The 19,799-nt window shown below is 69.6% G+C and carries 21 protein-coding genes; 8 read left to right on the top strand and 13 right to left on the bottom strand.

The genetic code is table 11. The features are described 5' to 3' along the window. Positions 1-138: 138 nt before the first annotated feature. Positions 139-774, bottom strand: coding sequence for a hypothetical protein (locus ACFW9O_RS26695; RefSeq protein ID WP_384612768.1), 636 nt, complete (start codon positions 772-774; stop codon positions 139-141). Positions 775-1,447: 673 nt separating this feature from the next. Here ACFW9O_RS26695 and ACFW9O_RS26690 point away from each other — a divergent pair. The 4 genes from ACFW9O_RS26690 to ACFW9O_RS26675 all read left to right on the top strand — a co-directional run bounded on the left by ACFW9O_RS26690 (position 1,448) and on the right by ACFW9O_RS26675 (position 4,899). Beyond that, complete coding sequence (locus tag ACFW9O_RS26690) at positions 1,448-2,662, top strand: helix-turn-helix domain-containing protein (protein ID WP_384612766.1); 1,215 nt, start codon at positions 1,448-1,450, stop codon at positions 2,660-2,662. Positions 2,663-2,872: 210 nt separating this feature from the next. Then, positions 2,873-3,136, top strand: a complete 264-nt coding sequence (locus tag ACFW9O_RS26685) for a hypothetical protein (protein WP_384612764.1) — start codon at positions 2,873-2,875, stop codon at positions 3,134-3,136. A gap of 70 nt (positions 3,137-3,206) precedes the next feature. After that, complete coding sequence (locus tag ACFW9O_RS26680; RefSeq protein WP_351170866.1) at positions 3,207-3,680, top strand: SCP2 sterol-binding domain-containing protein; 474 nt, start codon at positions 3,207-3,209, stop codon at positions 3,678-3,680. Between the two features lie 4 nt (positions 3,681-3,684). Next, entirely contained in the window at positions 3,685-4,899 is a 1,215-nt protein-coding gene (locus tag ACFW9O_RS26675; protein WP_384612761.1) for an acyl-CoA dehydrogenase family protein, read from the top strand. A gap of 11 nt (positions 4,900-4,910) precedes the next feature. Here the strand turns inward: ACFW9O_RS26675 and ACFW9O_RS26670 are convergent, their stop codons facing one another. Further along, positions 4,911-6,137, bottom strand: a complete 1,227-nt coding sequence (locus tag ACFW9O_RS26670; protein WP_384612759.1) for a cytochrome P450 — start codon at positions 6,135-6,137, stop codon at positions 4,911-4,913. Between the two features lie 106 nt (positions 6,138-6,243). Here ACFW9O_RS26670 and ACFW9O_RS26665 point away from each other — a divergent pair, with 106 nt between their 5' ends. Together ACFW9O_RS26665 and ACFW9O_RS26660 are read left to right on the top strand one after the other, a co-directional pair. Beyond that, positions 6,244-7,080, top strand: a complete 837-nt coding sequence (locus tag ACFW9O_RS26665; protein ID WP_384612758.1) for a hypothetical protein — start codon at positions 6,244-6,246, stop codon at positions 7,078-7,080. Between the two features lie 55 nt (positions 7,081-7,135). Next, positions 7,136-9,208, top strand: a complete 2,073-nt coding sequence (locus tag ACFW9O_RS26660) for an MDR family MFS transporter (protein WP_384612756.1) — start codon at positions 7,136-7,138, stop codon at positions 9,206-9,208. Positions 9,209-9,274: 66 nt separating this feature from the next. On the opposite strand, the gene ACFW9O_RS26655 is transcribed toward ACFW9O_RS26660, so the two are convergent. The 5 genes from ACFW9O_RS26655 to ACFW9O_RS26635 form a co-directional block, all read right to left on the bottom strand. Next, positions 9,275-9,859, bottom strand: coding sequence for a GNAT family N-acetyltransferase (locus ACFW9O_RS26655; protein WP_384612755.1), 585 nt, complete (start codon positions 9,857-9,859; stop codon positions 9,275-9,277). Positions 9,860-9,904: 45 nt separating this feature from the next. Further along, complete coding sequence (locus tag ACFW9O_RS26650) at positions 9,905-10,354, bottom strand: YchJ family protein (RefSeq protein ID WP_384612754.1); 450 nt, start codon at positions 10,352-10,354, stop codon at positions 9,905-9,907. Positions 10,355-10,412: 58 nt separating this feature from the next. Continuing rightward, a complete protein-coding gene (locus tag ACFW9O_RS26645) occupies positions 10,413-11,222 on the bottom strand; it encodes an SAM-dependent methyltransferase (RefSeq protein WP_384612752.1) in 810 nt (269 codons plus the stop codon). Positions 11,223-11,286: 64 nt separating this feature from the next. Further along, positions 11,287-11,523 (bottom strand): DUF397 domain-containing protein, encoded by a 237-nt coding sequence (locus tag ACFW9O_RS26640; RefSeq protein ID WP_030573999.1) that lies wholly within the window; start codon positions 11,521-11,523, stop codon positions 11,287-11,289. Then, on the bottom strand, positions 11,523-12,383 hold the full coding sequence (locus tag ACFW9O_RS26635) for a helix-turn-helix transcriptional regulator (protein ID WP_351170891.1): 861 nt from the start codon (positions 12,381-12,383) through the stop codon (positions 11,523-11,525). The genes ACFW9O_RS26640 and ACFW9O_RS26635 overlap by 1 nt, the downstream gene beginning before the upstream one ends. Positions 12,384-12,589: 206 nt before the next feature. Here ACFW9O_RS26635 and ACFW9O_RS26630 point away from each other — a divergent pair, with 206 nt between their 5' ends. Together ACFW9O_RS26630 and ACFW9O_RS26625 are read left to right on the top strand one after the other, a co-directional pair. After that, the gene (locus ACFW9O_RS26630; protein WP_384612750.1) at positions 12,590-13,048 is read left to right on the top strand and encodes an ATP-binding protein; all 459 of its coding nucleotides are present in this window, start codon (positions 12,590-12,592) and stop codon (positions 13,046-13,048) included. Further along, a complete protein-coding gene (locus ACFW9O_RS26625) occupies positions 13,042-13,476 on the top strand; it encodes a hypothetical protein (protein ID WP_351170897.1) in 435 nt (144 codons plus the stop codon). Before ACFW9O_RS26630 ends, ACFW9O_RS26625 begins: the two co-directional genes overlap by 7 nt. Positions 13,477-13,512: 36 nt before the next feature. Here ACFW9O_RS26625 and ACFW9O_RS26620 read toward each other — a convergent pair whose 3' ends face one another. From ACFW9O_RS26620 to ACFW9O_RS26595, 6 genes are all read right to left on the bottom strand, one after another. Next, entirely contained in the window at positions 13,513-14,859 is a 1,347-nt protein-coding gene (locus ACFW9O_RS26620) for a 6-phospho-beta-glucosidase (protein WP_384612748.1), read from the bottom strand. Positions 14,860-14,935: 76 nt separating this feature from the next. Next, the gene (locus ACFW9O_RS26615; RefSeq protein WP_384612746.1) at positions 14,936-16,498 is read right to left on the bottom strand and encodes a cytochrome P450; all 1,563 of its coding nucleotides are present in this window, start codon (positions 16,496-16,498) and stop codon (positions 14,936-14,938) included. A 93-nt stretch (positions 16,499-16,591) separates the two neighbouring features. Beyond that, on the bottom strand, positions 16,592-17,206 hold the full coding sequence (locus ACFW9O_RS26610; RefSeq protein WP_356418209.1) for an ATP/GTP-binding protein: 615 nt from the start codon (positions 17,204-17,206) through the stop codon (positions 16,592-16,594). After that, positions 17,187-17,555 carry a DUF742 domain-containing protein gene (locus ACFW9O_RS26605; protein WP_351170906.1) on the bottom strand — a complete coding sequence of 123 codons (369 nt, stop codon included), beginning with the start codon at positions 17,553-17,555 and terminating at the stop codon, positions 17,187-17,189. The genes ACFW9O_RS26610 and ACFW9O_RS26605 overlap by 20 nt, the downstream gene beginning before the upstream one ends. After that, a complete protein-coding gene (locus ACFW9O_RS26600) occupies positions 17,552-17,959 on the bottom strand; it encodes a roadblock/LC7 domain-containing protein (RefSeq protein ID WP_329205480.1) in 408 nt (135 codons plus the stop codon). The genes ACFW9O_RS26605 and ACFW9O_RS26600 overlap by 4 nt, the downstream gene beginning before the upstream one ends. Beyond that, on the bottom strand, positions 17,956-19,626 hold the full coding sequence (locus ACFW9O_RS26595; protein ID WP_384612743.1) for a sensor histidine kinase: 1,671 nt from the start codon (positions 19,624-19,626) through the stop codon (positions 17,956-17,958). The genes ACFW9O_RS26600 and ACFW9O_RS26595 overlap by 4 nt, the downstream gene beginning before the upstream one ends. Positions 19,627-19,799 lie beyond the last annotated feature (173 nt).

Raw genomic sequence — 19,799 nt, 5'->3', positions numbered from 1 at the left:
CCGCGCCCGCCCCCCCGTCCCCCCGCCCACTACTCCCTCGGCTCGCCATCCTAGCTGCTCCCCGTCGTGCGGGGTTGTGGTTCCACGGGGGGGGCCCCCGCCGTGCAACCGGCCGTCATCAGAGGTGCCGCACCGGCCTCAGGTGCCGACGATGCTGGTGATGCCGTTCACCGAGTAGACGGCGTTGAACGTCGGGACCATGCCGACGGCGATGAGACCCGTGCACCCTGCGGTCACGGTGGTCACCTTCAGCCCCTGCGTCGCCTGGGACGAGAGGATCTTGGTGCTCGTGGCGGTGAGCTTCTTGGTGCTGTTCACGTAGGACGCGTAGACCGAGCCCTCCACGGTGAACTCGCAGGTGAGGACCTTGAGCTTCGCCTTGATGTTCTTGATGTGGCCGACGGTCTTGCCCGCGGCGGTGTCGTAGTCCTCCGCCCAGATACCCCAGGGCATCGTGGTGACCGGCGTGACGGGCCCGACGCTGCTCGTGCAGGGGGAGGAGGTGGTTCCGAAGGTCGCCGCGGTGATGCTGGCGATGTTGGCCGGGTTGCCCGTGGCGGTGAACGCGCTGCCGCTCGCGGCCGCTGTCGTACACGTCATGGGAATGCTGTTCACCGAGAGGATCACGCTGGTCGACGAGGCCGTGAACGCGGCGGGGTTGGACGTGACCGTCCATGTGGTGGCGGGGAAGGCCATGGCCTGAGTCGCGCCGAGCGCGAGGGCGGCGGAAGCGACGCCGGTGGTGACGGCAAGCTTCTTGAGGGTGTTACGCACAGTTAGTTCCTCCGATTCGACAATGCGAGTGCACTGTTGCGGGGATTCGCGCGACAGATCCTGCATAGGCACAGGAAGCGCGGCGGTGAACCGAGTTGCGTGGGGGGCCGTGCTGTTGAGTCAGCCACATACATTCTGTGACAGGGCGTGACGTTACTTGCGGGAAACTTAGAACACAATCCCGGCGCCGAAATTGCCTCGGGCCATTCTTTTTCCTCGTCCGCAGGTCACTAATCGGCATGGACCGCTTATCACTTGGTGCGCAATATCCGCCGCCGGGGGACGGGGTACAGCCGTGGCCCTCCCGCCGGCGACCGCTCCGGCGGGCACGTACAGGGCGGCACATAACCCTCACCGGGCGTCGTCGGCGCTATCAACTCCCGCCGCGCAGCCTCCATTGCCGCTCGTTACCCAGGGTTACTTTTCTGTCCTCGGGAGAGTACGCGTCCGAAAATATTGTCCGGAAGTGAGCAATGCCGCCCCCACCTGCACCGCAGCACCACAATGAGGCGAAAGTAAGTGCCCCTTGCACGACGATCCCGTTCAAGTGGTGTGCACGTCGGCTTACTTGGTCTAACTTCGTCGCCGACGTCGGTATACACCGGTTCGGTTCCGTGGGAGCGCTTCCCCCATTGCCCCGCCCACGCGTGCACCGGAGAGCAAGGGGACAGCCATGCCGAGACTCATACAGCCGTCGGACACCGGTGATCCGCTGGGACCGCTCCCTCAGGAGTTCGCCGCGATCATGCGACCCGAACTGCCCAGCCTGATCAAGGAGATAGGCATGGAGGTCACGCGGGCATATCCCGAGTACGCGCGACTGCTGAACGGACCCAACGGCAAGACGATCCGGGTCGGAGTGGAACAGAGCCTGTCCTCGTTCGTCGACCTGGTCGCCGAGCCCTCCTCCCCGACGACGCTCCGCGACGACATGTGCCGAAGGTTCGGGCGGTTCGAGGCGTACGAGGGCCGCACGATGGACACCCTCCAGGGCGCCTACCGGCTGGGCGCGCGGATCGCTCTGCGCCGGGCGAAGAAGGTCGGCCGGAGCTACAACTTCTCCCCGAGCCTGATGCTCAGCTTCGCCGACGCGCTGTTCGCCTACGTCGACGAGTTGGAGTCGTTGTCCCGCGAGGGCTACGTGGAGGTGCAGGCCCAGTCCGACCAGCAGAGCGAAGCCATGCGCCGCCGGCTCCTGCACCTGATCCTGGCCGGCCGCCCGGTGCCGCGGACCGCCATCTCGGAGCTGTGCGAGCAGACCGGCTGGGCGCTGCCCGAACAGGTGACGCTGATCGCCGTACGCGCGCCAACCGGCGTGGACCCGGCCGACCTCGCCCGCGACGTACTGGCCGATCTCGGTGACCCACAACCGCACTTACTGGTCCCGGGGCCGATGGACGACGCGCGGCGGCACATGCTCGAACGCGCGCTGATCGGCGCCCGCGCCGTCATCGGGCTGACCGTGCCGACGGCTTTCGCCTCCGACTCGATCCGGTGGGCCCGCCGCGTCGTCGAACTCATCGACTCGGGCGTCATCGACGACACACCGGTCGTCCCCTGCGAGGACCACCTCATCACCCTGTGGCTCCTGTCCGACCCGGCTCTCCTCGACCAGCTCGCACGGCGCGAACTGGCCCCGGTCTCCGGGATCAGCTCAGCCCGGCGCGAACGGCTGGTCGAGACCCTGCGGATCTGGCTCGACACCCGGGGCACCGCTGCGCAGATGGGCGAGCTCCTGGACGTCCATCCCCAGACGGTCCGCTACCGCATGCGCAATCTGGAGTCCATCTTCGGCGAGCAGCTGACCGACCCCCGGAGCAGGTTCTCCACCGAAGCCGTCCTGCGGGCACTCCAGTTGCGCTCACGCGGCGAGGAGTCGCTCACCTGACGTGGCGAAGGATCCTGATCACAGCCTTCCGTACGCGTCAACTTACCTGCAGGTAAAGCGAAATAGACGGTCAGTCCCAAACGGTTGCTACACGGAGACGTTCTCAACGAGAAACCCGGAACTGCGTCCCGTACATATGGAGGAGTAGGCAGCCCACCCGGCAGCCGCCGCGCACCGCCTCCTGGCCAACCATCCGAGAGGGAACCCCCAATGACCGCCTCACACCTGCTCGTCCCCGTACCGATCCCGGACCGGGTCGCCGCGCTGATCGGGTCCTGCATCCCGCCGCACATCCTGCAGGCGGAGTTCGACGCCGACTGCGCGGCCCGCGAGGTCCGCAGGTTCCGTGGACCGCGCCTGGGGATCGAGGACCAGGCCGACCGTGAGCAGGCACTGTCCGAACTGGCGCGGGCCAACAAGATGCTCGCCGCCCATCACCCCCGGCTCGCGGTACTGCCGGGCGGCGCCTGGTAGTGCCTTGCGGAGAGGCGACGACACCCTTACCTTACTCAGAAGTAAGTTTACTTCGGAGTAAGGAACTGGCGTGCCCGACGACACCAGCGGCAACCTCACCGACGACCTGGCCGGGCTCGACTTCGCGGCCGTCTCCCCCGAGGAGTTCGCGCGGATCATCAAGGGCCTGTCCGCCGAGCAGCTCGGCGAGGTCATGCGCGGAGAACTGCGCACCCGTGTACTGCGCGAGGTCTTCGGCCGGATGCGGCAGCAGTTCCGGCCCGAGACGGCCGGTGGGCTCAAGGCCCTGATCCGCTGGAAGATCACCGGTGAGACCGACGAGGTGTACGAGACCTCCGTGGCCGACGGCCGGTGCACCGTGAGCGAGGGCCGCTCCGACGGCGAGCCCCGTACGACGCTGGTGCTGGGCGATGCGGCATTCCTCAGACTCGTCTCCGGCAACGCCAACCCCGTGACGATGTTCATGACGCGCAAACTGAAGATCGCCGGTGACGTCGGTCTGGCTTCGGGGCTCACCCGCTACTTCGACATCCCGAAGGCCTGAGCCCGTGAGCTACTTCTCCCTCGCCCTCACCGAGGAACAGCAGGATCTCCGCAACTGGGTGCACGGCTTCGCCGCCCAGGTGGTGCGCCCGGCAGCCGCCGAATGGGATGCCCGGGAGGAGACCCCGTGGCCCGTCATCCAGGAGGCGGCCCGGATCGGTCTGTACGGATTCGAATCGCTGGCGGACATGTACGGGGACCCCAGCGGACTCTCCCTCCAGATCGCCAACGAGGAGCTGTTCTGGGGCGATGCCGGAATAGGCATGGCGCTCTTCGGCACCTCGCTCGCGGTCGCCGGGATCTTCGCTTCCGGCACTCCTGACCAGCTCGCCGAGTGGGTCCCGCAGTGCTTCGGCGACGAGGACGACCCGAAGGTCGCGGCCTTCTGCGTCTCCGAGCCGCAGGCCGGATCGGACGTCTCCGCCATGGCCACGAAGGCCCGTTACGACGAGGCCAAGGACGAGTGGGTGCTCTCCGGCCAGAAGGCGTGGATCACCAACGGCGGGATCGCCGAGGTCCATGTGGTCGTCGCCTCGGTCGACCCCTCGCTCGGAGCCCGCGGACAGGCGGCGTTCATCGTGCCGCCCGGCACCGCGGGCCTGGAGGCGGGCCGCACCGTCAAGAAGCTCGGCCTGCGCGCCTCGCACACCGCGGACGTCTTCCTCGACGACGTCCGCGTGCCGGGCCACTGTCTGCTGGGCGGCAAGGAGAAGCTCGACGCCCGCCTCGCCCGCGCCCGCGAGGGCGGCAACGCCAAGGGGCAGGCGGCGATGGCGACCTTCGAGGTCAGCCGTCCCACCGTGGGCGCCCAGGCGCTGGGCATCGCGCGGGCCGCGTACGAGTACGCGCTGGAGTACGCGGGACAGCGGGAGGCGTTCGGCCGGCCGATCATCGAGAACCAGTCGATCGCGTTCGCGCTCGCCGACATCCGTACCGAGATCGAGTCCGTACGTCTGCTGATCTGGCAGGCAGCCTGGATGGCCCGCAACGACCGGACCTTCGATGCGGGCCAGGGCTCCATGTCGAAGCTGCGCGCGGGTGAACTCGCCGTCTCCGCGACGGAGAAGGCCGTCCAGATCCTCGGTGGCGCCGGGTACAGCAGGGAGCACCCCGTGGAGCGGATGTACCGCGATGCCAAGATCTACACGATCTTCGAGGGGACCAGCGAGATCCAGCGCCTGGTCATCGCACGGGCCATCTCCGGGCGCCACATCCGCTGAGCGCCTGCCGCTCAGTCACCGACCGGGGTGAACCGCACCGGGAGCGATCCCGGGCCCCTGGTGAACACTCCCTGCTCGGCCGGTACGAAGCCGTCGGCGAGCCGGAGGTCCGGCATCGCGTCGAGCAGCTGGTTCACCCCGGTCTCCACCTCCGCCCTGGCCAGCAGCGCGCCCACGCAGAAGTGCCGGCCGAGTGCGAACGCCAGGTGGTCGGCCGCGGCGGAGAACGCGGTGGTGCTGGTCAGGTCGGTGCGGAAGATGTCGAAGCGGTCCGGGTCGCGGTAGCGGTCGGCGTCGCGGTTGGCCGAGCCGATCAGGCAGGTGACGGTGGCTCCTGCGGGAACGGTGCCGCCGGTCAGCTTCACCTCGCGCGCCGTCTGCCGCATGATCATGTGGACCGGCGGGGTGTGGCGCAGGGTCTCGGCGAAGGCCCGGTCGATCAGTGACCGGTCCGCCCGGACTGCGGCAAGCTGCTCCGGGTGGGCCAGCAGATTGGCGAAGATCGAGGCGATGGCCTTGTCGGTGGTCTCCCCGCCCGCCGCGAGGAGCAGGCTGCAGAAGGCCTTGATGTCCTCGTCGCTCATCCGGACGCCGTCGACCTCGGCGGCGCAGAGCGCGGAGAGCAGATCGTCGCCGGGTGCCCGCCTGCGCTCCTGGATGACCGGGATCATGTAGGCGGCGAACTCCTGGCGGGTCCGTTCGCCGGCCGCCGCGACGTCGGGGTCGCCCGCGAGGTTGCCTAGGAAGGCGATGACGGTGGTGTACCAGCCGTGGAAGCGTTCGTGGTCGGTCCGGTCCAGGCCGAGCATGTCGGCGATCACCAGGACCGGGAAACGGGTGGCGAAGGACTCCACGAGGTCGGTCTCGCCGCGGTCCCGGAACGCGTCGATCAGCTCGCGTGCGTTGCGCTCGATGACGGGCAGGAACTTCTCCTGGAGGTCCGCGCCACGGAAGGCGGGGGCGACCAGGGCCCGGCGCACGGCGTGCTCCCGGCCGCTGAGCTGGAGGATCGTCCGGCCGTGGACGGGTTCGAGCTGCCAGTCGTAGTTGTCCGTGGTGAACTCCTGGGCCTTGTCCTTGAAGATCCGCTCGACGTCCTCGTACCGGGAGACGAGGTAACTGTCGGTGGCCTCGTGCCGGAGGAGCGGAGCGCTCTCGCGCATCGTGCGGTAAGCCCCGTAGGGGTCGGCGGCGAAGGCGGGAGAGAGAATATCGGGCAGTGGCAACGCTTGGGACACGTGTGACTCCTGTGGGGCAGACATCAGTACGTTCCGGGGTTGTGAACGAGCTTTCCCTACAAGGCTATTGACCGGCTGTCCGATCCACACCCCCCGGGGGAACGTCATGCACACCTCATCCAGCCGGCCACGCGCGTCCGTGCTGTTCGTCACCGATCTCGCCTACGAGGCGCGCGGCCGCCGCTACTGCGACGAGGACATCTTCCTGACGTCCAGGCTGCGCGAGGAGTTCGACGTCGCGCTCTGTCACCCCCGGGACGCGGAGGCGCTGCTGGACGGGTTCGACGCGGTGGTCGTGCGCAACAGCGGCCCGGTGCTGCACTACCAGGAGGCGTACGACGCTTTCTGCGCGCGGGCTCGGGAGCGCGGGACCCTTGTCTACAACACGCTGGACGGCCGCGGGGACATGGGCGGCAAGCAGTATCTGGTCGATCTGAGCCGTGCCGGATTCCCGGTGATCCCCACCGTGGACCGTGCGGCGGATCTCGGGCTGCTGCCCGAGGCCTCCGAGTACGTGGTCAAGCCGAAGCTCGGGGCGGACTCGGTGGGCCTGCGGTTCACCCGGGACCCGGAGCTGCCTGCGGGAACCGACGGCACCCTGCTCGTCCAGCCGAGGATCGACTTCCGCTACGAGGTGTCCTTCTACTTCGTCGACCGGGACTTCCAGTACGCGCTCAACGCGCCGCACCCCGATCGGCGCTGGGTACTGGAGCCGTACACCCCGAGCCCGGCGGATCTGGCCTTCGCGCGTCGCTTCGTGGAGTGGAACAGCCTCACGCACGGCATCCAGCGCGTCGACGCCTGCCGGACGGCGGAGGGCGAGCTGCTGCTCGTCGAGCTGGAGGACCTCAATCCGTACCTCTCGCTCGACCGTGTCACGGAGCCTGTCCGGGAGGCGTTCGTGGCCCGGATGAAGGCCTCCGTGCAGGAGCTGCTCGCCTGACCCGTCCGGCCTTCGCCCGCATGCGTGGGGCGGGCACCGGTGTGAGGGTGCAAGCGTGACCACTGCCAGCGAGACCGCCCCCGCCGCGCAGAGTGCCGCCGCTCCGCCCGTGCTCGACCCCCGCCGCAGGAACATCGTCTTCGCCACGATCGTGCTCGGGATCCTGCTGGCGGCCCTGGACCAGACGATCGTGGGGACGGCACTGCCCACCATCGTCTCGGACCTCGGCGGAGCGGCCCACATGTCATGGGTCGTCACCGCGTATCTGCTGGCGGAGACCGTGGCGACGGTCCTGGTCGGCAAGTTCGGTGACATGTTCGGCCGGAAACTGATCTTCCAGATCTCGGCGATCATCTTCATCACCGGCTCGTTCCTCTGCGGCCTGGCGTCGAACATGCTGCTGCTGATCATCTGGCGGGGCCTGCAGGGGATCGGCGCGGGCGGCCTCATGGTCACGTCGATGGCGCTGATCGCCGATGTCATCCCGCTGCGCGACCGGGGCAAGTACCAGGGCGCGATCGGCGCTGTCTTCGGTGTGGCCACGGTGGTCGGGCCGTTGCTGGGAGGGCTGTTCACCGACCATCTGACCTGGCGCTGGGCGTTCTACGTCAATGTGCCGATCGCGATCGTGGTCGTCATCGCCGCCGCCCGCAACATCCCGGCGGTGAGGGCGGCCGGACGGCCCGTCATCGACTACCTGGGCATCGCGCTGGTCGCGGTCGGTGCCAGCGCGCTGATCCTGGCGACGAGCTGGGGCGGCAACGAGTACGCCTGGGGTTCCCCGGCCATCATCGGCCTGTTCGTCTGCGGTCTCGTCGCGCTGGCCCTGTTCTGTGTGGTGGAGGCGCGGGCGAAGGAGCCGATGCTGCCGATGCGGCTGTTCCGGAACCCGGTGTTCACGGTCTGCTCCATCCTGAGCTTCATCGTGGGCTTCGCGATGCTCGGCGCGATGATCTTCCTGCCGACGTATCTGCAGTACGTGGACGGCGACTCGGCCACGCTGTCCGGGGTGCGGACCCTGCCCATGGTGATCGGGCTGCTGGTGGCCTCGATCTTCAGCGGCAACGTGGTCAGCAAGACCGGCCACTACCGGATCTTCCCCATCGTGGGTTCGCTCGTGATGGCGGTCGGTCTCTTCCTGCTCTCCCGGATGGGCCCGGACAGCGGGGTCTGGCTCGAGTCGCTGTACATGCTGGTGCTGGGCGCGGGCATCGGCCTGTCGATGCAGGTGCTGACGATCGCGGTGCAGAACACCGTCGACTACGCGGACCTGGGCACGGCGACCTCCGGCGTCACCTTCTTCCGTACCCTCGGCAGCTCGTTCGGCACGGCGGTGTTCGGCACGATCTACGCCAACGCGCTGACGCCGAACCTGACGGAGGGGATCGCCGAGGCCGTGCGGGCCGGCGGTGACCCCGCTGTACTGGCGCGGGCGGCCGAGAGCCCCCAGGCCCTGCACGCGCTGCCCGCCGAACAGTCGGCTCCACTGGCACAGGCGTACGCGGACACGCTGCACACGGTCTTCCTGTGGACGGTCCCGGTCGCCCTCATCGGATTCGTCGTGTCGCTCTTCCTGAAGCAGGTGAAGCTCCGCGACACCGCGCGGGCGAACTCGACCGACATGGGCGACGGCTTCGCCCAGCCGAGCTCCGGGGACTCGGCGAAGGTGCTCGAGTTCGCCGTGGCCAGGATCCTGCACGCGGCGGGTCCCGACACGGCCCGGCGGATCGTCGCCGACTCCGACACACGCCTCGACATGGCGGGGGCCTGGGCGGTGATGCAGGTCGACCTCTTCACCCGGATGGTCGGCCACGCCAGCCTGAGTCTGATCGCCACCCGGCACCGGATCCCGCCGGAGGTGCTGGTGCCTGTCTTCGACCGGATGATCGAGGAGGGCTACCTGACCGGGAACGGCCACCTCTTCACCCACACGGCGGCAGGCCGGCGGGAGGCCGCAACGATCTCCGACGCGTGGGGGCGCTGGCTCAACGAACGTCTGGCCGAGGACGGCGCCCGGCCCGACGACGGGCAGCTGCGGGCGGCGGTCGATGTGATCGCCAAGCGGATGCTCGCGGAGGACCTGGCGCAGGAGCTGGCACCGGGACAGCGCGCGGTGGCGACGGTCTGATCCGGGCGAGGACCTGGCACCGGGACAGCGCGCGGTGGCGACGGTCTGATCCGGGCGAGGACCTGGTCAGAGCTCCCAGGACCGCAGGCGCTCGCCGGCCTCCCACTCGGGGCGGAGCAGCGCGAGGGCCGCCAGGTCGTGGCGGCGGCCGCGGTGCAGGCAGGCCGAGCGGCGTACGCCCTCGTGGACGAAGCCCGCAGCGGTGAGCACGGAGAGGGCCCGGGTGTTGTCCGTGTGGGTGAACGCTTCGACCCGGTGCATCGGCAGTTCGCCGAAGGCCAGGTCGGTGAGCGCGTCGAGGGCGGCCACGCCGTGGCCCTTGGCCCGGTGTTCGGGGGCCAGCATCAGGTAGACCTCGGCGGTGCTGTCGGCGGGCTGCTGGTCGTGCAGCGCTATGAGGCCGATCGGGGTGCCGTCCGGGAGGAGAACCAGGAAGTCGTCGCGTGAGTCGTCGTCGAGGTTGCGCTCGATGCGCTCACGGAGCCCGTACAGCGAAGTGGGCCAGGCCCCCGTCTCATGTGCGGCCGACGGGTCGGAGCGCCAGTGCTGGACCAGCTCGGCGTCCTCGATCTCCAGTGGGGTGAAGGCGAGGCCCCGGCCGCGCCAGCAGCGTGCTCGTTCGTCGTCCGGGTCCGGCGTGCTGTCGCTCATGCGCGGATCGTACGGGCGGCGGCGCGGCCGGGTACAACGGGTTTCTCAGTCGACGAAGACCGCCTCCGAGTAGACCCACAGCCCCTCGTGGCGGACGAATCGGCTCTGCTCGTGGAGCGAGTCGGGAGTGCCGTCGTAGGTGTAGCGGGCGCGGAAGGTGACCGTGCCCGTGGAGTGGAAGGCGCTGCCCTCGGTCGTGTCCAGGATGTCCAGGCCCGCCCAGCGCATCGCCGGGTCGAAGTCGACGGCGGGCGGACGGGTGTCGGGGTGCCAGGTGCGCAGCAGGTACGCGGCGTCCCGGACGACGAACGCCGCGTACCGGCTGCGCATCAGTTCCTCGCAGGACCGCGCCTTGGCCGTGCCTGCGTGCAGGCGGCCGCAGCAGTCCCCGTAGGTGGCCGGCAGGCCGCACGGGCACGGGGACGCGGGGGTGATCTCCGGGGCGCTCGCTCCGGGGGCGACCGTTCGCCGCGGGCGTGAGGGGCGTCGTGACATGTCTCCATTGTGACCCGCGTTCCGGAGTCCTTCGCGGACCGGGCGGCGGGTCCGGCCGTCAGGGCTTGCGTGCCACGCCCGCGTAGCCGGGGATCGGCTCGTCGCCCGGGACGTCGATGACCTCGCCGAGTTCCGGATGCCAGTCGGCGGAGAGCGAGACGCCCGGCTCGACGAGCTCGAGCCCGTGGAAGAACTCCGTGAGTTCGGCGCGCGAGCGGGGCCGCAGGGTCATGCCGCGCGCCTTGTACATGGCACGGGCCTGGGCGGCGCCCTCCGGGTTGAAGTCGCCGGTGGTGTGTGACAGCACCAGGTAGCTGCCGGAGGGGAGCTGTTCCACCAGCCGGTCGACGAGTTCGGCGGCGCCGTCCCCGTCGTCCAGGAAGTGGAGCAGTGCGAGCAGGGACAGGGCGACCGGCTCGGTGAAGTCGAGGACCTTGCCGGCCGCTTCCAGGATGGACTCGGGCCGGCGGGCGTCGGCCTGGATGTATTCGGTGGCGCCCTCGGGGGTGGAGCGCAGCAGGGCAGCCGCGTGCGCGAGCACGATCGGGTCGTTGTCGCAGTAGACGACGCGCGCGGCCGGGACGGCCTGCTGGGCGATCTGGTGGAGGTTCGGCTCGGTGGGTATGCCCGATCCGATGTCGAGGAACTGGTGGACGCCGTTCTCGGCGAGCCATCGGGTGGCGCGGTGCATGAAGGCCCGGTTGACCCTGGCCATGTCGCGGCCGCGGGAGTCCAGCGCGAGCAGTTGCTCGGCCATCTGTTCGTCGACCGGGTAGTTGTCCTTGCCGCCGAGGAACCAGTCGTACATTCGCGCGGGATGCGGCTTGCTGGTGTCGATCTCGACGGCTGAGGGGTCAATCCCGGTCATGGCGCGCTCCGTTGGTCGGCGGTAACGGCGAACAGCGTGTCCTGCGAGCATATATGGCGCTATGTCAGGTGAGGAGGAAGTCGGCCTGACCTGCCTTGGCCCCCTGGATGAAGGCGGCGATCTCGCCGTTGGAGTAGATCAGGGCGGGGCCGTCGGGATCCGCGGACTGGCGGACCGCCACTCTGCCGTCGGCCAGCTTCATGGCCTCGATGCAGTTGCCCCCGTTACCACCGCTCCACGGCTTGTACCAGCCTTCGGAGCCGAGATCGGCGGCCGGCATGCCGTTGTATATATGGTTCATCACAGCTCCTTGCGGAAGTCCCTGAGGATTTCCTTCGTGCGTTGTGCAGTTGCGGCCTGAGCCGCCATACGGTCCATGACCTCGAGGTAGGAAGCCACCTCGGGGCGCGCGTCGAAGTACACGGCGCCGGTCAGGTACTCGCTGTACACCATGTCGGGCAGTTCGGGGACGGCGAAGCGGAAGAGGACGAACGGCCCGTAGGTGCCCGGGTGGTGGCCGGTCGCGAACTCCGCGATCTGCAGCGTCACGTTGGGCAGGGCCGTCGCCTCGAGCAGCCGGTCGACCTGATCCCGCATGGCGTCGGGACTGCCGACGGGACGGCGCAGGACGGTCTCGTCCATGACCACCCACAGCTTCGGCGCGTCCTCCCTGGTGAGCAGCGACTGCCGCTCCATCCGCAGCGCCACATGGCGCTCGATGTCCTCGGGCCTGGTCTGGCCGACAGCCCCGGTACGCATCACGGAGCGCGCGTAGTCCTCGGTCTGGAGCAGACCGGGAACGAAGTGCGGCTCGTAGGTACGCAGGAGGCTCGCGGCGCCCTCCAGGCTGACGTACATGCTGAACCAGTCGGGCAGCACGTCGTGGAAGCGCTGCCACCAGCCCGGCTTGTTGGCCTCCTCCGCGAGTTCGACGAAGGCGTCGGCCTCCTCGTCCGAGATCCCGTAGGCCTTCAGGAGGAGCTGGACGTAGGGGATCTTCAGACCGACCTCGGCCGTCTCCATCCTGCGTATCGTCCCGGGAGCGACACGAAGCACCTTGGCAGCCTGGTCGCGGCTCAGACCGACGCGCTCCCGCAGGTCCTGCAGACGCTTGCCGAGAACGACCTGGCCCACGGTCGGGGCGGACCGCGGTTCGCTCACTTCAGACCTCCCGATGCGCTGTTTGCGAGCAGTGTGCCATGCGCTCGGCTCCATGGACACAGCCACTCTGAATTTTTCAGAGTGCCTCTTGCCAAGTGTTCATGTCAGAGGGAGAGTTGGGGGGTGAACCAGTTCACGTAGTCGCGCCCGACCTCCTTTCACCACGGTGCGAAGCGTGACGCAGCCCCCACTGTGAGGAATTGGTCGTGGCACCTGGCAGTGCGCTCATCCCCCGGCTCATGGACCTCAGCCCCGGGACGGAAGCGCTCCGTTACTGCTTCGCGCTGTCGGCGCACCCCGAATCGGTGGCGGGTGCGCGGCGGCTGACACGGGCCCGGCTGGCCGAGTGGCGGCTGCACGGCGACGCCTACGACGCGGCGGTCCTGATCGTCTCCGAGCTGGTCACCAACGCCGTGGTGCACACCGCCAGCGCGCGCGTGGTGTGCGAGCTCCGCTGCTCCGACGGCCGGTTGCGCATATCCGTGCAGGACCAGGGACACCAGCCGGGCGGACCACGGCTGTCCCTGCAGGCCGACGACGAGCACGGGCGAGGGCTGCTGCTGGTCGATTCCATGAGCTCCGCCTGGGGTTCGTGCGACACAGGGAACGCATCGGGCCGCATCGTCTGGGCGGAACTGCAGCACAGCTCGGAGCAGCCATGCTGAAGAACGCCCTGTCCCAGCTGCTCGGAGCGCGTAGGTCCCGGACGGGTGGCAACGCCGACGGTCGTGTGAAGCTGCCGCTGCCGCCCGCGCTCTCGGCGAGCCTCGGCTACGACGCCGTGGGCGTGCCCGCTCGGTACGGATTCCGGTTGATGTCACATCTGCCGCGTGCCGGATGCGTGTTCGCGGATGCGGACCAGTGGTGGTGGATCGTTCCGTCGGGTTCGGATCTCGATCTGGACTGGCCGGAACAGGCCTCGTACGCCACCGGCGCCTACGTCCCGGCCGGCCGCCCCCGGCTGATCCACGCGCCGGACAGCCGCACCCCCTATACGCCGCCCATTCCGCTTTTCCTCATGGTGTGCCAGGTCACCGGGGTCGCACCGTCCTGGGCGGCGGCCGGCCGGCCGAGGGCCGTACCCGCTCCCTGAGGCCTGGAGTCCTCGGAAGCGGGCGGGGCCGGACGGTCAGGGGCGGTCGAGGTACGCGAGACCCGGGTGGACCTGGGTGTATCCGTCGACGAGGCGGCGGGCCACCGATACGGAGTCGACCAGCGGATGCAGGGCGAACGCCCTCACGGCCGCGGCGCGCGAACCGGTCTCCGCCGCCTCGAGGACCGCGCGTTCCACGGCCTTGACCGCGGTGACCAGGCCGACCGCGTGGTACGGGAGCGGGTCGACGGAGACGGGGTGTGCGCCGTTGGCATCGACCAGGCAGGGCACCTCGATGACGGCGTCCGCGTCGAGCACCGAAAGGGTCCCGCGGTTGCGGACGTCGAGGATCAGTGAGGTCCGTTCGTTACGGGCGACGGCCCGCATGAGGGCGAGCGCGACCTGTTCGTAGCCGCCGGACTCCAGATCGCTCTCCTCGCGTTCACCGGCCCCGGCCACGTCCCGGTTCTCCGCCATGTACGTCGCCTCGCGTTCGGCGCGCGTGCGGTCCCAGGTGGTCAGCGCCGGTGCGTCCGGGTCCTTCATCCGCGCGTAGAAGCCCTCCTGCTGGTCGCGGAGGAACGCGCCGCGGGTCTGTTCGGCGTCCTGATAGGCGCGAACCGCTTCCCGGTTGAAGTAGTAGTAGTGCAGGTACTCGTTGGGAACGGCGCCGAGGGAGCGCAGCCAGTCCGCGCCGAAGAGCCTGCCCTCCTCGAACGAACCGAGCAGCGCCGGATCGGCGAGCAGCCGGGGGAGCTCGTCGCGGCCCTCGATGTGCAGCCCGCGGACCCACCCGAGGTGGTTGAGCCCCACGTAGTCGATCCACGCCCGGTCCGGGTCGGCGCCGAGGACGCGGGCGATCCGGCGGCCGAGGCCCACCGGCGAGTCGCAGATCCCGATGACCCGGTCGCCGAGGTGCCGTGCCATGGCCTCGGTGACCAGGCCCGCCGGATTGGTGAAGTTGATGACCCACGCGTGCGGCGCGAGCCGGGCGATGCGCCGGGCGAGCTCGACCGCGACGGGGACGGTGCGGAGCCCGTACGCGATGCCGCCGGCTCCGACCGTCTCCTGGCCCAGAACGCCCTCGTCGAGCGCGACGCGTTCGTCGGCTGCGCGGCCTTCGAGGCCACCGACCCGGATGGCCGAGAAGACGAAGTCCGCGCCGCGCAGGGCCTCGTCGAGGTCGTCGGTCGCGACGACCGCGGGTGCGTCATGGATGCCGCGGGCCTGTTCGGCGAGGACCCTGGCGACGGCGGTGAGCCGGCCGGTGTCCGTGTCGTACAGGGTCACCCGGGACACGCGGCCCTCGGCGTGATCGCCGAGCAGCGCCCCGTACACGAGAGGCACCCGGAATCCGCCACCGCCAAGAATTGTCAGCTTCACGCTGCTCGATGGTACGGGGGTGGATGCCTGCCGGGGCGCGACGCCCCGGGCCCGGAGGCCCGGGGCGCCCGATGCGTCAGTAGCCGTTCCACCAGCGGGTCACGGCCTGCCAGATCCTCGCGGGCCCGCTCCGCTGTGCGGGAATCGTGGGGGCGGCGACCGGTGCGGGCGACGGATCCACCCGGTGCGCGGCGGCCGGTTCGGCAACCGGGCCCGCGCCGGGGGCGTAGCCGGGTCGCGGTCCCGGTCCGCCGGCCGTCGCGGGCCTCGGTACGGCCGGCGACGACACCTCCCAGTCGGTGCGGGGCCGCGGCCGTGCCGACATCGATGTCTGCGGGTCCGCGTCGACCTCCTGTTGCGGGCTCGGCGCGAACTTCACCGGCAGGTGCACCAGATGGCGGCCCATGATGTTGCCGACCCAGTCCAGCTCGCTCTCGTCGACGGCGAGTTCGAGGTCCGGCAGCCGCATCAGCAGGGCGTCGACCCCGACATCCGCGATGGCACGCCCGATGTCCTGGCCGGGGCATTCGTGCGGGCCGCCACTGAAGGCGAGGTGGGCGCGGTTGCCCTCCATGTTCGCGGTGAGGTCGGGCCGTACCGACGGATCGGTGTTGGCCGGCGCGATCCCGACGAGGAGCGCGTCACCCGCCTTGATCTGCTGGCCTCCGAGCTCCGTGTCGCCCACGGCCCAGCGGCCGAAGACGGCGGTGAACGGCGGCTCGTCCCAGAGGGTCTGCTCCACCGCTTCGGGCACGGTCATGTGCCCACCGCTGAGCCGGGCGCGGAAGCGTGGGTCGGTCAGCACCATGCGTACGACGTTGGCGATCAGGTTCGCGGTCGATTCGTAGGCGGCGATGAGGATGAGCCGCAGGTGTTCCGCGACCTCCACGTCGGTGAGCCCCGCGGGATGCTCGACGAGCCAGCCCGCGAAGTCGTGGGCGGGGGCGGCACGCCGTCGCTCGACGAGCCTCGTGAGCGCGGAGAGCACGTAGGCGTTGCTCTCCACGGCCGTGGCGGTGCCCCGGGTCATGTCGCGGGCGGCCTGCACCAGCCGGTCGTTGTACTCCTCGGGCATGCCGAAGATCGCGCACATCACCATCATCGGCAGATGGTCGGCGAACTGGCCGACGAGCTCGGCGGAGCCCTTCTGGCAGAAGTCGTTGACGAGGCGGTTACTGAAGCGGTTGACGTGCCGACGGACGCCGCGGGTGTCGATCCGCGCCATGCTGTCCGTGACCGCACCGCGCAGTCGCTCATGGGCGTCGCCGTCGGCGAACACGCAGACCGGCTGCCAGGTGAAGATCGGGGCGAGCGGGTGGTCCGGAGCGACACTGCCGTCCTGCAGTGCGCTCCAGCGGCGTGAGTCCCGGGAGAACTGCGAGGGGGTCCTGGTCATGTGGAGGTTCTCGCTGTGGCCGAGCACGAGCCAGGCGGGTACGTCTCCGTGCAGCAGCACCGGTGCCACCGTGCCGTGTTCGGCACGCAGCTTGCCGTAGAGGCCCGCGGGGTCGTTCTCCGCCTCGGGCCCGTAGAACCGGCGCAGTCCGCCAGGGCCTCGGCCCGTCCCGTGGGCCGGGCACTCCGGCGGCGGCACCGGCCCCGTGGCCGCTCCGGGTTCGTGGTGGAAGGGGGTTGTCACAGTCGCTCCAGGGATCGGGCTTCCAAGGTCGGGCGCGGGGGGTGCGGGGCGGGGTGCGCGCAGGTGGGGGCCTGGGGCAGCCGCGTCCCGCCGTCAGGCGAGAGGAACGGCCAGGCTGTGCAGATAGCGCATCAGGGTCATCAGCACATCGCGGCTGGAGGCACGCAGGCGGGCGTCGCAGTCGATCATCGGGACCTCGTCCGGCAGGTCGAGGGCGTTGCGCAGCGCCTCGACCGGGTGGTGGGGCGCGTCGGGGAAGGTGTTGACGGCCACGACGAAGGGCACACCGCGCTCCTCCAGCCGGCCGATCACGTCGAAGCTGACCTGGAGCCTGCGGGTGTCGATCAGGACGACGGCTCCGAGGGCTCCTTCGAACAGTCCGTTCCACAGGAACCAGAAGCGCTCCTGGCCGGGGGTGCCGAACAGATAGAGGATCAGTTCCTCGCTGAGGCTGATCCGTCCGAAGTCCATGGCGACGGTCGTCGCGGTCTTGCTCTCCACGCCGACGTTGTCGTCCACTCCGACGCCGGCCTGGGTCATGGTCTCTTCGGTCGTCAGGGGCCGGATCTCGCTCACCGAGCCGACCATGGTCGTCTTGCCGACCCCGAAGCCGCCGACGATGACGACCTTCACCGCGGCCGTGGCCGTGGTGGGAAGGACGTCCTCGCTGCGGGGGCCCGTGATCGTGTCAGAGCTTCTGAAGTCCATGCATCACCGCTTCGAGGAGGGACCGGTCCGGAAGTGCGGCGCGGACGATGGGCGCGCGCGATTCGATCAGTTCGGTCGCCAGGAGTTCCGTCAGGAGGGAGGTGACCACGCTGAAGGGCAGGCTCAGATAGGCCGAGATCTCGGCGACGGACAACGGCGCCCTGCAGAGCCGCAGGATCGCGGCCTGCTCGGGCTGGACCGTGGGTGACGGTTCGGCCTGCGCGACGACCATGGTGACCAGGTCGAGCGCCGCCCTTTCACCGTCGGTCTCACCGGTGATCACATACAGCCGTTCCGGGTCGTTCAGTGCCGGATCGACCTTTCGGCGTTCTCGTCGGGGAGCACTCATCCGGCCTGCCCGTCATGTCGGGGCGGGCTCGTCAGATGGGCTCCGATCCGGACGACCATGTCCCGCATACGGGCTCCGACCAGTCCGGCATCGACGGTCTCGCCGGCCAGCACCGCGAGGTAGGCGCCGGTGCCGGCGGCCATCAGGTAGAAGAACCCACCGGTGACCTCGATGACGACGAGCTTCATCAGACCGTCGCTGTAGGGGATTTCGGTGGCGACCGCGGCGGCCAGACTCTGCAGTCCGGCGCAGGCCGCCGCGAGGCGGTCGGCGACGTCGGGGTCACCGCCGTGCCGGGCGATGCGCAGGCCGTCCGAGGAGAGCACCACGATCTGATGGATGCTCGGTACGTCGTCGGCCAGTTCCTTGAGCATCCAGTCCATGTTTCCCCGCTGCTGGATCACTTCAGGTCTCCCTTGTCCCACGCATCGTCAGAGTCTTCGCCGGTCTTCGGTTCCTGAGGCACGCCGTTGACGGCCTGGGTGAAGGCCTCCAGCCAGAGACCGGGCGGCGGTTCCTGGCCGCCCGGCCGTCCGCCGCCGTGACCGTTCGATCCGTTGTGCGCTCCTGCGGCGGGCTCCGCGGCCGGGGCCGCATGCTGCTGCGGGAGGTTGTGCGAGCCGAGCGGGGCGCGACCGCGGCTGCGGCGTTGGGGAAGCCCGCCCTCGGTCCACTCGGTGACCACGATCTCGTCGTCACCCATCGCGGACGCCGTGGCGGCGGGACGCGACGAGGACGCGGAGGAGGTTCCGGGTACGGGCGCGGACGCGGATCCCGCCAGGGGTGCGCCGACCGACGGTACGGGTCCGGTGGCCGCGGAGCGTGCCCTGCGCTTGCCGGGCGGCGGTACGACGTGCTGGAGCTGCGACATGTCCAGCGAGCTCTGGGGCCGGGAGGTGGCGCCGATGCCGTGCGCGATGCCGGGAGCGGGCCCGGTGGTGATCATGTCGCGCGGAACGATGAGGACGGCGCGGACACCGCCGTACGCGGACTGCCGCAGGGAGACCTGGAGTTGGTACATCCTGGAGAGTCGGCCGACGACGGCCATGCCCAGTCGGGGGGACTCCCCCAGGTCGTTCATGTTGATGCCGGCCTGGGCCTGGGCGAGCATGTTCTCGGCCCTGGCGCGGGCCTCCTCGCTGAGGCTGACGCCGCCGTCCTCGATCTCGATGGCGATGCCGGTCTGCACCTCGACCGCGGTGACGTGCACCCGGGTCTGGGGCGGCGAGTAGCGGGTCGCGTTGTCGAGGAGTTCGGCACAGGCGTGGATGAGCGGTTCGACCGACGTGCCGACGATGGCGACCTTGGCGATCGAGTGCAGGTCGACGCGCTGGTACTCGAGGATCCGGGACATCGCTCCGCGCAGCACGCTGAACAGCGGTACGGGCTTGGGCCACTGGCGGCTGGGGCGGGCGCCGCCGAGCACGGCGATGGAGTCGGCGAGACGCCCGATCAGCGCGGTGCCGTGGTCGATGCGGAGCAGGTCGTCGAAGACCTCGGGGTTGCGCCCGTGATGGTCCTCCATCTCCCGCAGCTCGCTCGCCTGGCGATGGACGATCGCCTGGACACGGCGGGCGACACTGACGAAGGCGCGCTGCGCGGAGTCACGCATCGCCTCCTCGTTGTCGATGATGTCGAGGACCTGGAGGACCAGGGCGCGTTGCGCCTTGGGGAGGTTGCGGTAGGCGTCGTCGGCGTCGACGACGTCGCGCATCACCTCCTGCGGCGAGTTGCTCGCGCGCAGCCGGCGGATCGCGGCGGGCAGGAGTTCCTTGGTCAGCTGTACGGTCTCCTGGTCGTGGGCCGCGAGGCGGTGTTCCAGGAACGCGATGCGCTGTTCGTACTCCGCGCGCTGGACGCGCATGGCGCGGCGGCGGCGGTTGAGCTGGACGGCGAGCACGGCGACCACGACCGTGGCGGCCGCACCGCACCAGACGACTGCCGTCCGCGCGCCCCCGGTCAGCGGCACCGCACCGGCGGCGGTGGCGCAGGCCATCAGCAGTACGGGCAACAGCGCGGCGCGGACAACGGGAATGTCTCTGTTTGTCGGCGGTTCTTCAACACGAACCATCTAAACCCTCTGGCGGTTGATTCGGCAGGTATACGCACTTGTGCGGACAGTTATGAACAAGTGCTCGAATTCATATCAACTCGACTTCACTGAGCGTGAGCCTAGCCAGATCAGAACAGCGCTTCGGCATATTCGCCCAACCCCCTGCACGAGCACTCCGGCGGTAATACACT

It is taken from the genome of Streptomyces sp. NPDC059499, assembly GCF_042749285.1.
In the GTDB taxonomy this organism is placed as follows: domain Bacteria; phylum Actinomycetota; class Actinomycetes; order Streptomycetales; family Streptomycetaceae; genus Streptomyces.
The sequence above is the reverse complement of the archived record's forward strand: the minus strand, read 5'-3'. Positions and strand labels throughout refer to the sequence as shown.

What these genes read in the sequence shown, in the direction of transcription:
- ACFW9O_RS26690 (WP_384612766.1), top strand. Translation starts at nt 1,448, where the DNA reads ATGCCGAGACTCATACAGCCGTCGGACACCGGTGATCCGCTGGGACCG.
- ACFW9O_RS26685 (WP_384612764.1), top strand. Translation starts at nt 2,873, where the DNA reads ATGACCGCCTCACACCTGCTCGTCCCCGTACCGATCCCGGACCGGGTC.
- ACFW9O_RS26665 (WP_384612758.1), top strand. Translation starts at nt 6,244, where the DNA reads ATGCACACCTCATCCAGCCGGCCACGCGCGTCCGTGCTGTTCGTCACC.
- ACFW9O_RS26655 (WP_384612755.1), bottom strand. Translation starts at nt 9,859, where the DNA reads ATGAGCGACAGCACGCCGGACCCGGACGACGAACGAGCACGCTGCTGG.
- ACFW9O_RS26650 (WP_384612754.1), bottom strand. Translation starts at nt 10,354, where the DNA reads ATGTCACGACGCCCCTCACGCCCGCGGCGAACGGTCGCCCCCGGAGCG.
- ACFW9O_RS26645 (WP_384612752.1), bottom strand. Translation starts at nt 11,222, where the DNA reads ATGACCGGGATTGACCCCTCAGCCGTCGAGATCGACACCAGCAAGCCG.
- ACFW9O_RS26640 (WP_030573999.1), bottom strand. Translation starts at nt 11,523, where the DNA reads ATGAACCATATATACAACGGCATGCCGGCCGCCGATCTCGGCTCCGAA.
- ACFW9O_RS26625 (WP_351170897.1), top strand. Translation starts at nt 13,042, where the DNA reads ATGCTGAAGAACGCCCTGTCCCAGCTGCTCGGAGCGCGTAGGTCCCGG.
- ACFW9O_RS26610 (WP_356418209.1), bottom strand. Translation starts at nt 17,206, where the DNA reads ATGGACTTCAGAAGCTCTGACACGATCACGGGCCCCCGCAGCGAGGAC.
- ACFW9O_RS26605 (WP_351170906.1), bottom strand. Translation starts at nt 17,555, where the DNA reads ATGAGTGCTCCCCGACGAGAACGCCGAAAGGTCGATCCGGCACTGAAC.
- ACFW9O_RS26595 (WP_384612743.1), bottom strand. Translation starts at nt 19,626, where the DNA reads ATGGTTCGTGTTGAAGAACCGCCGACAAACAGAGACATTCCCGTTGTC.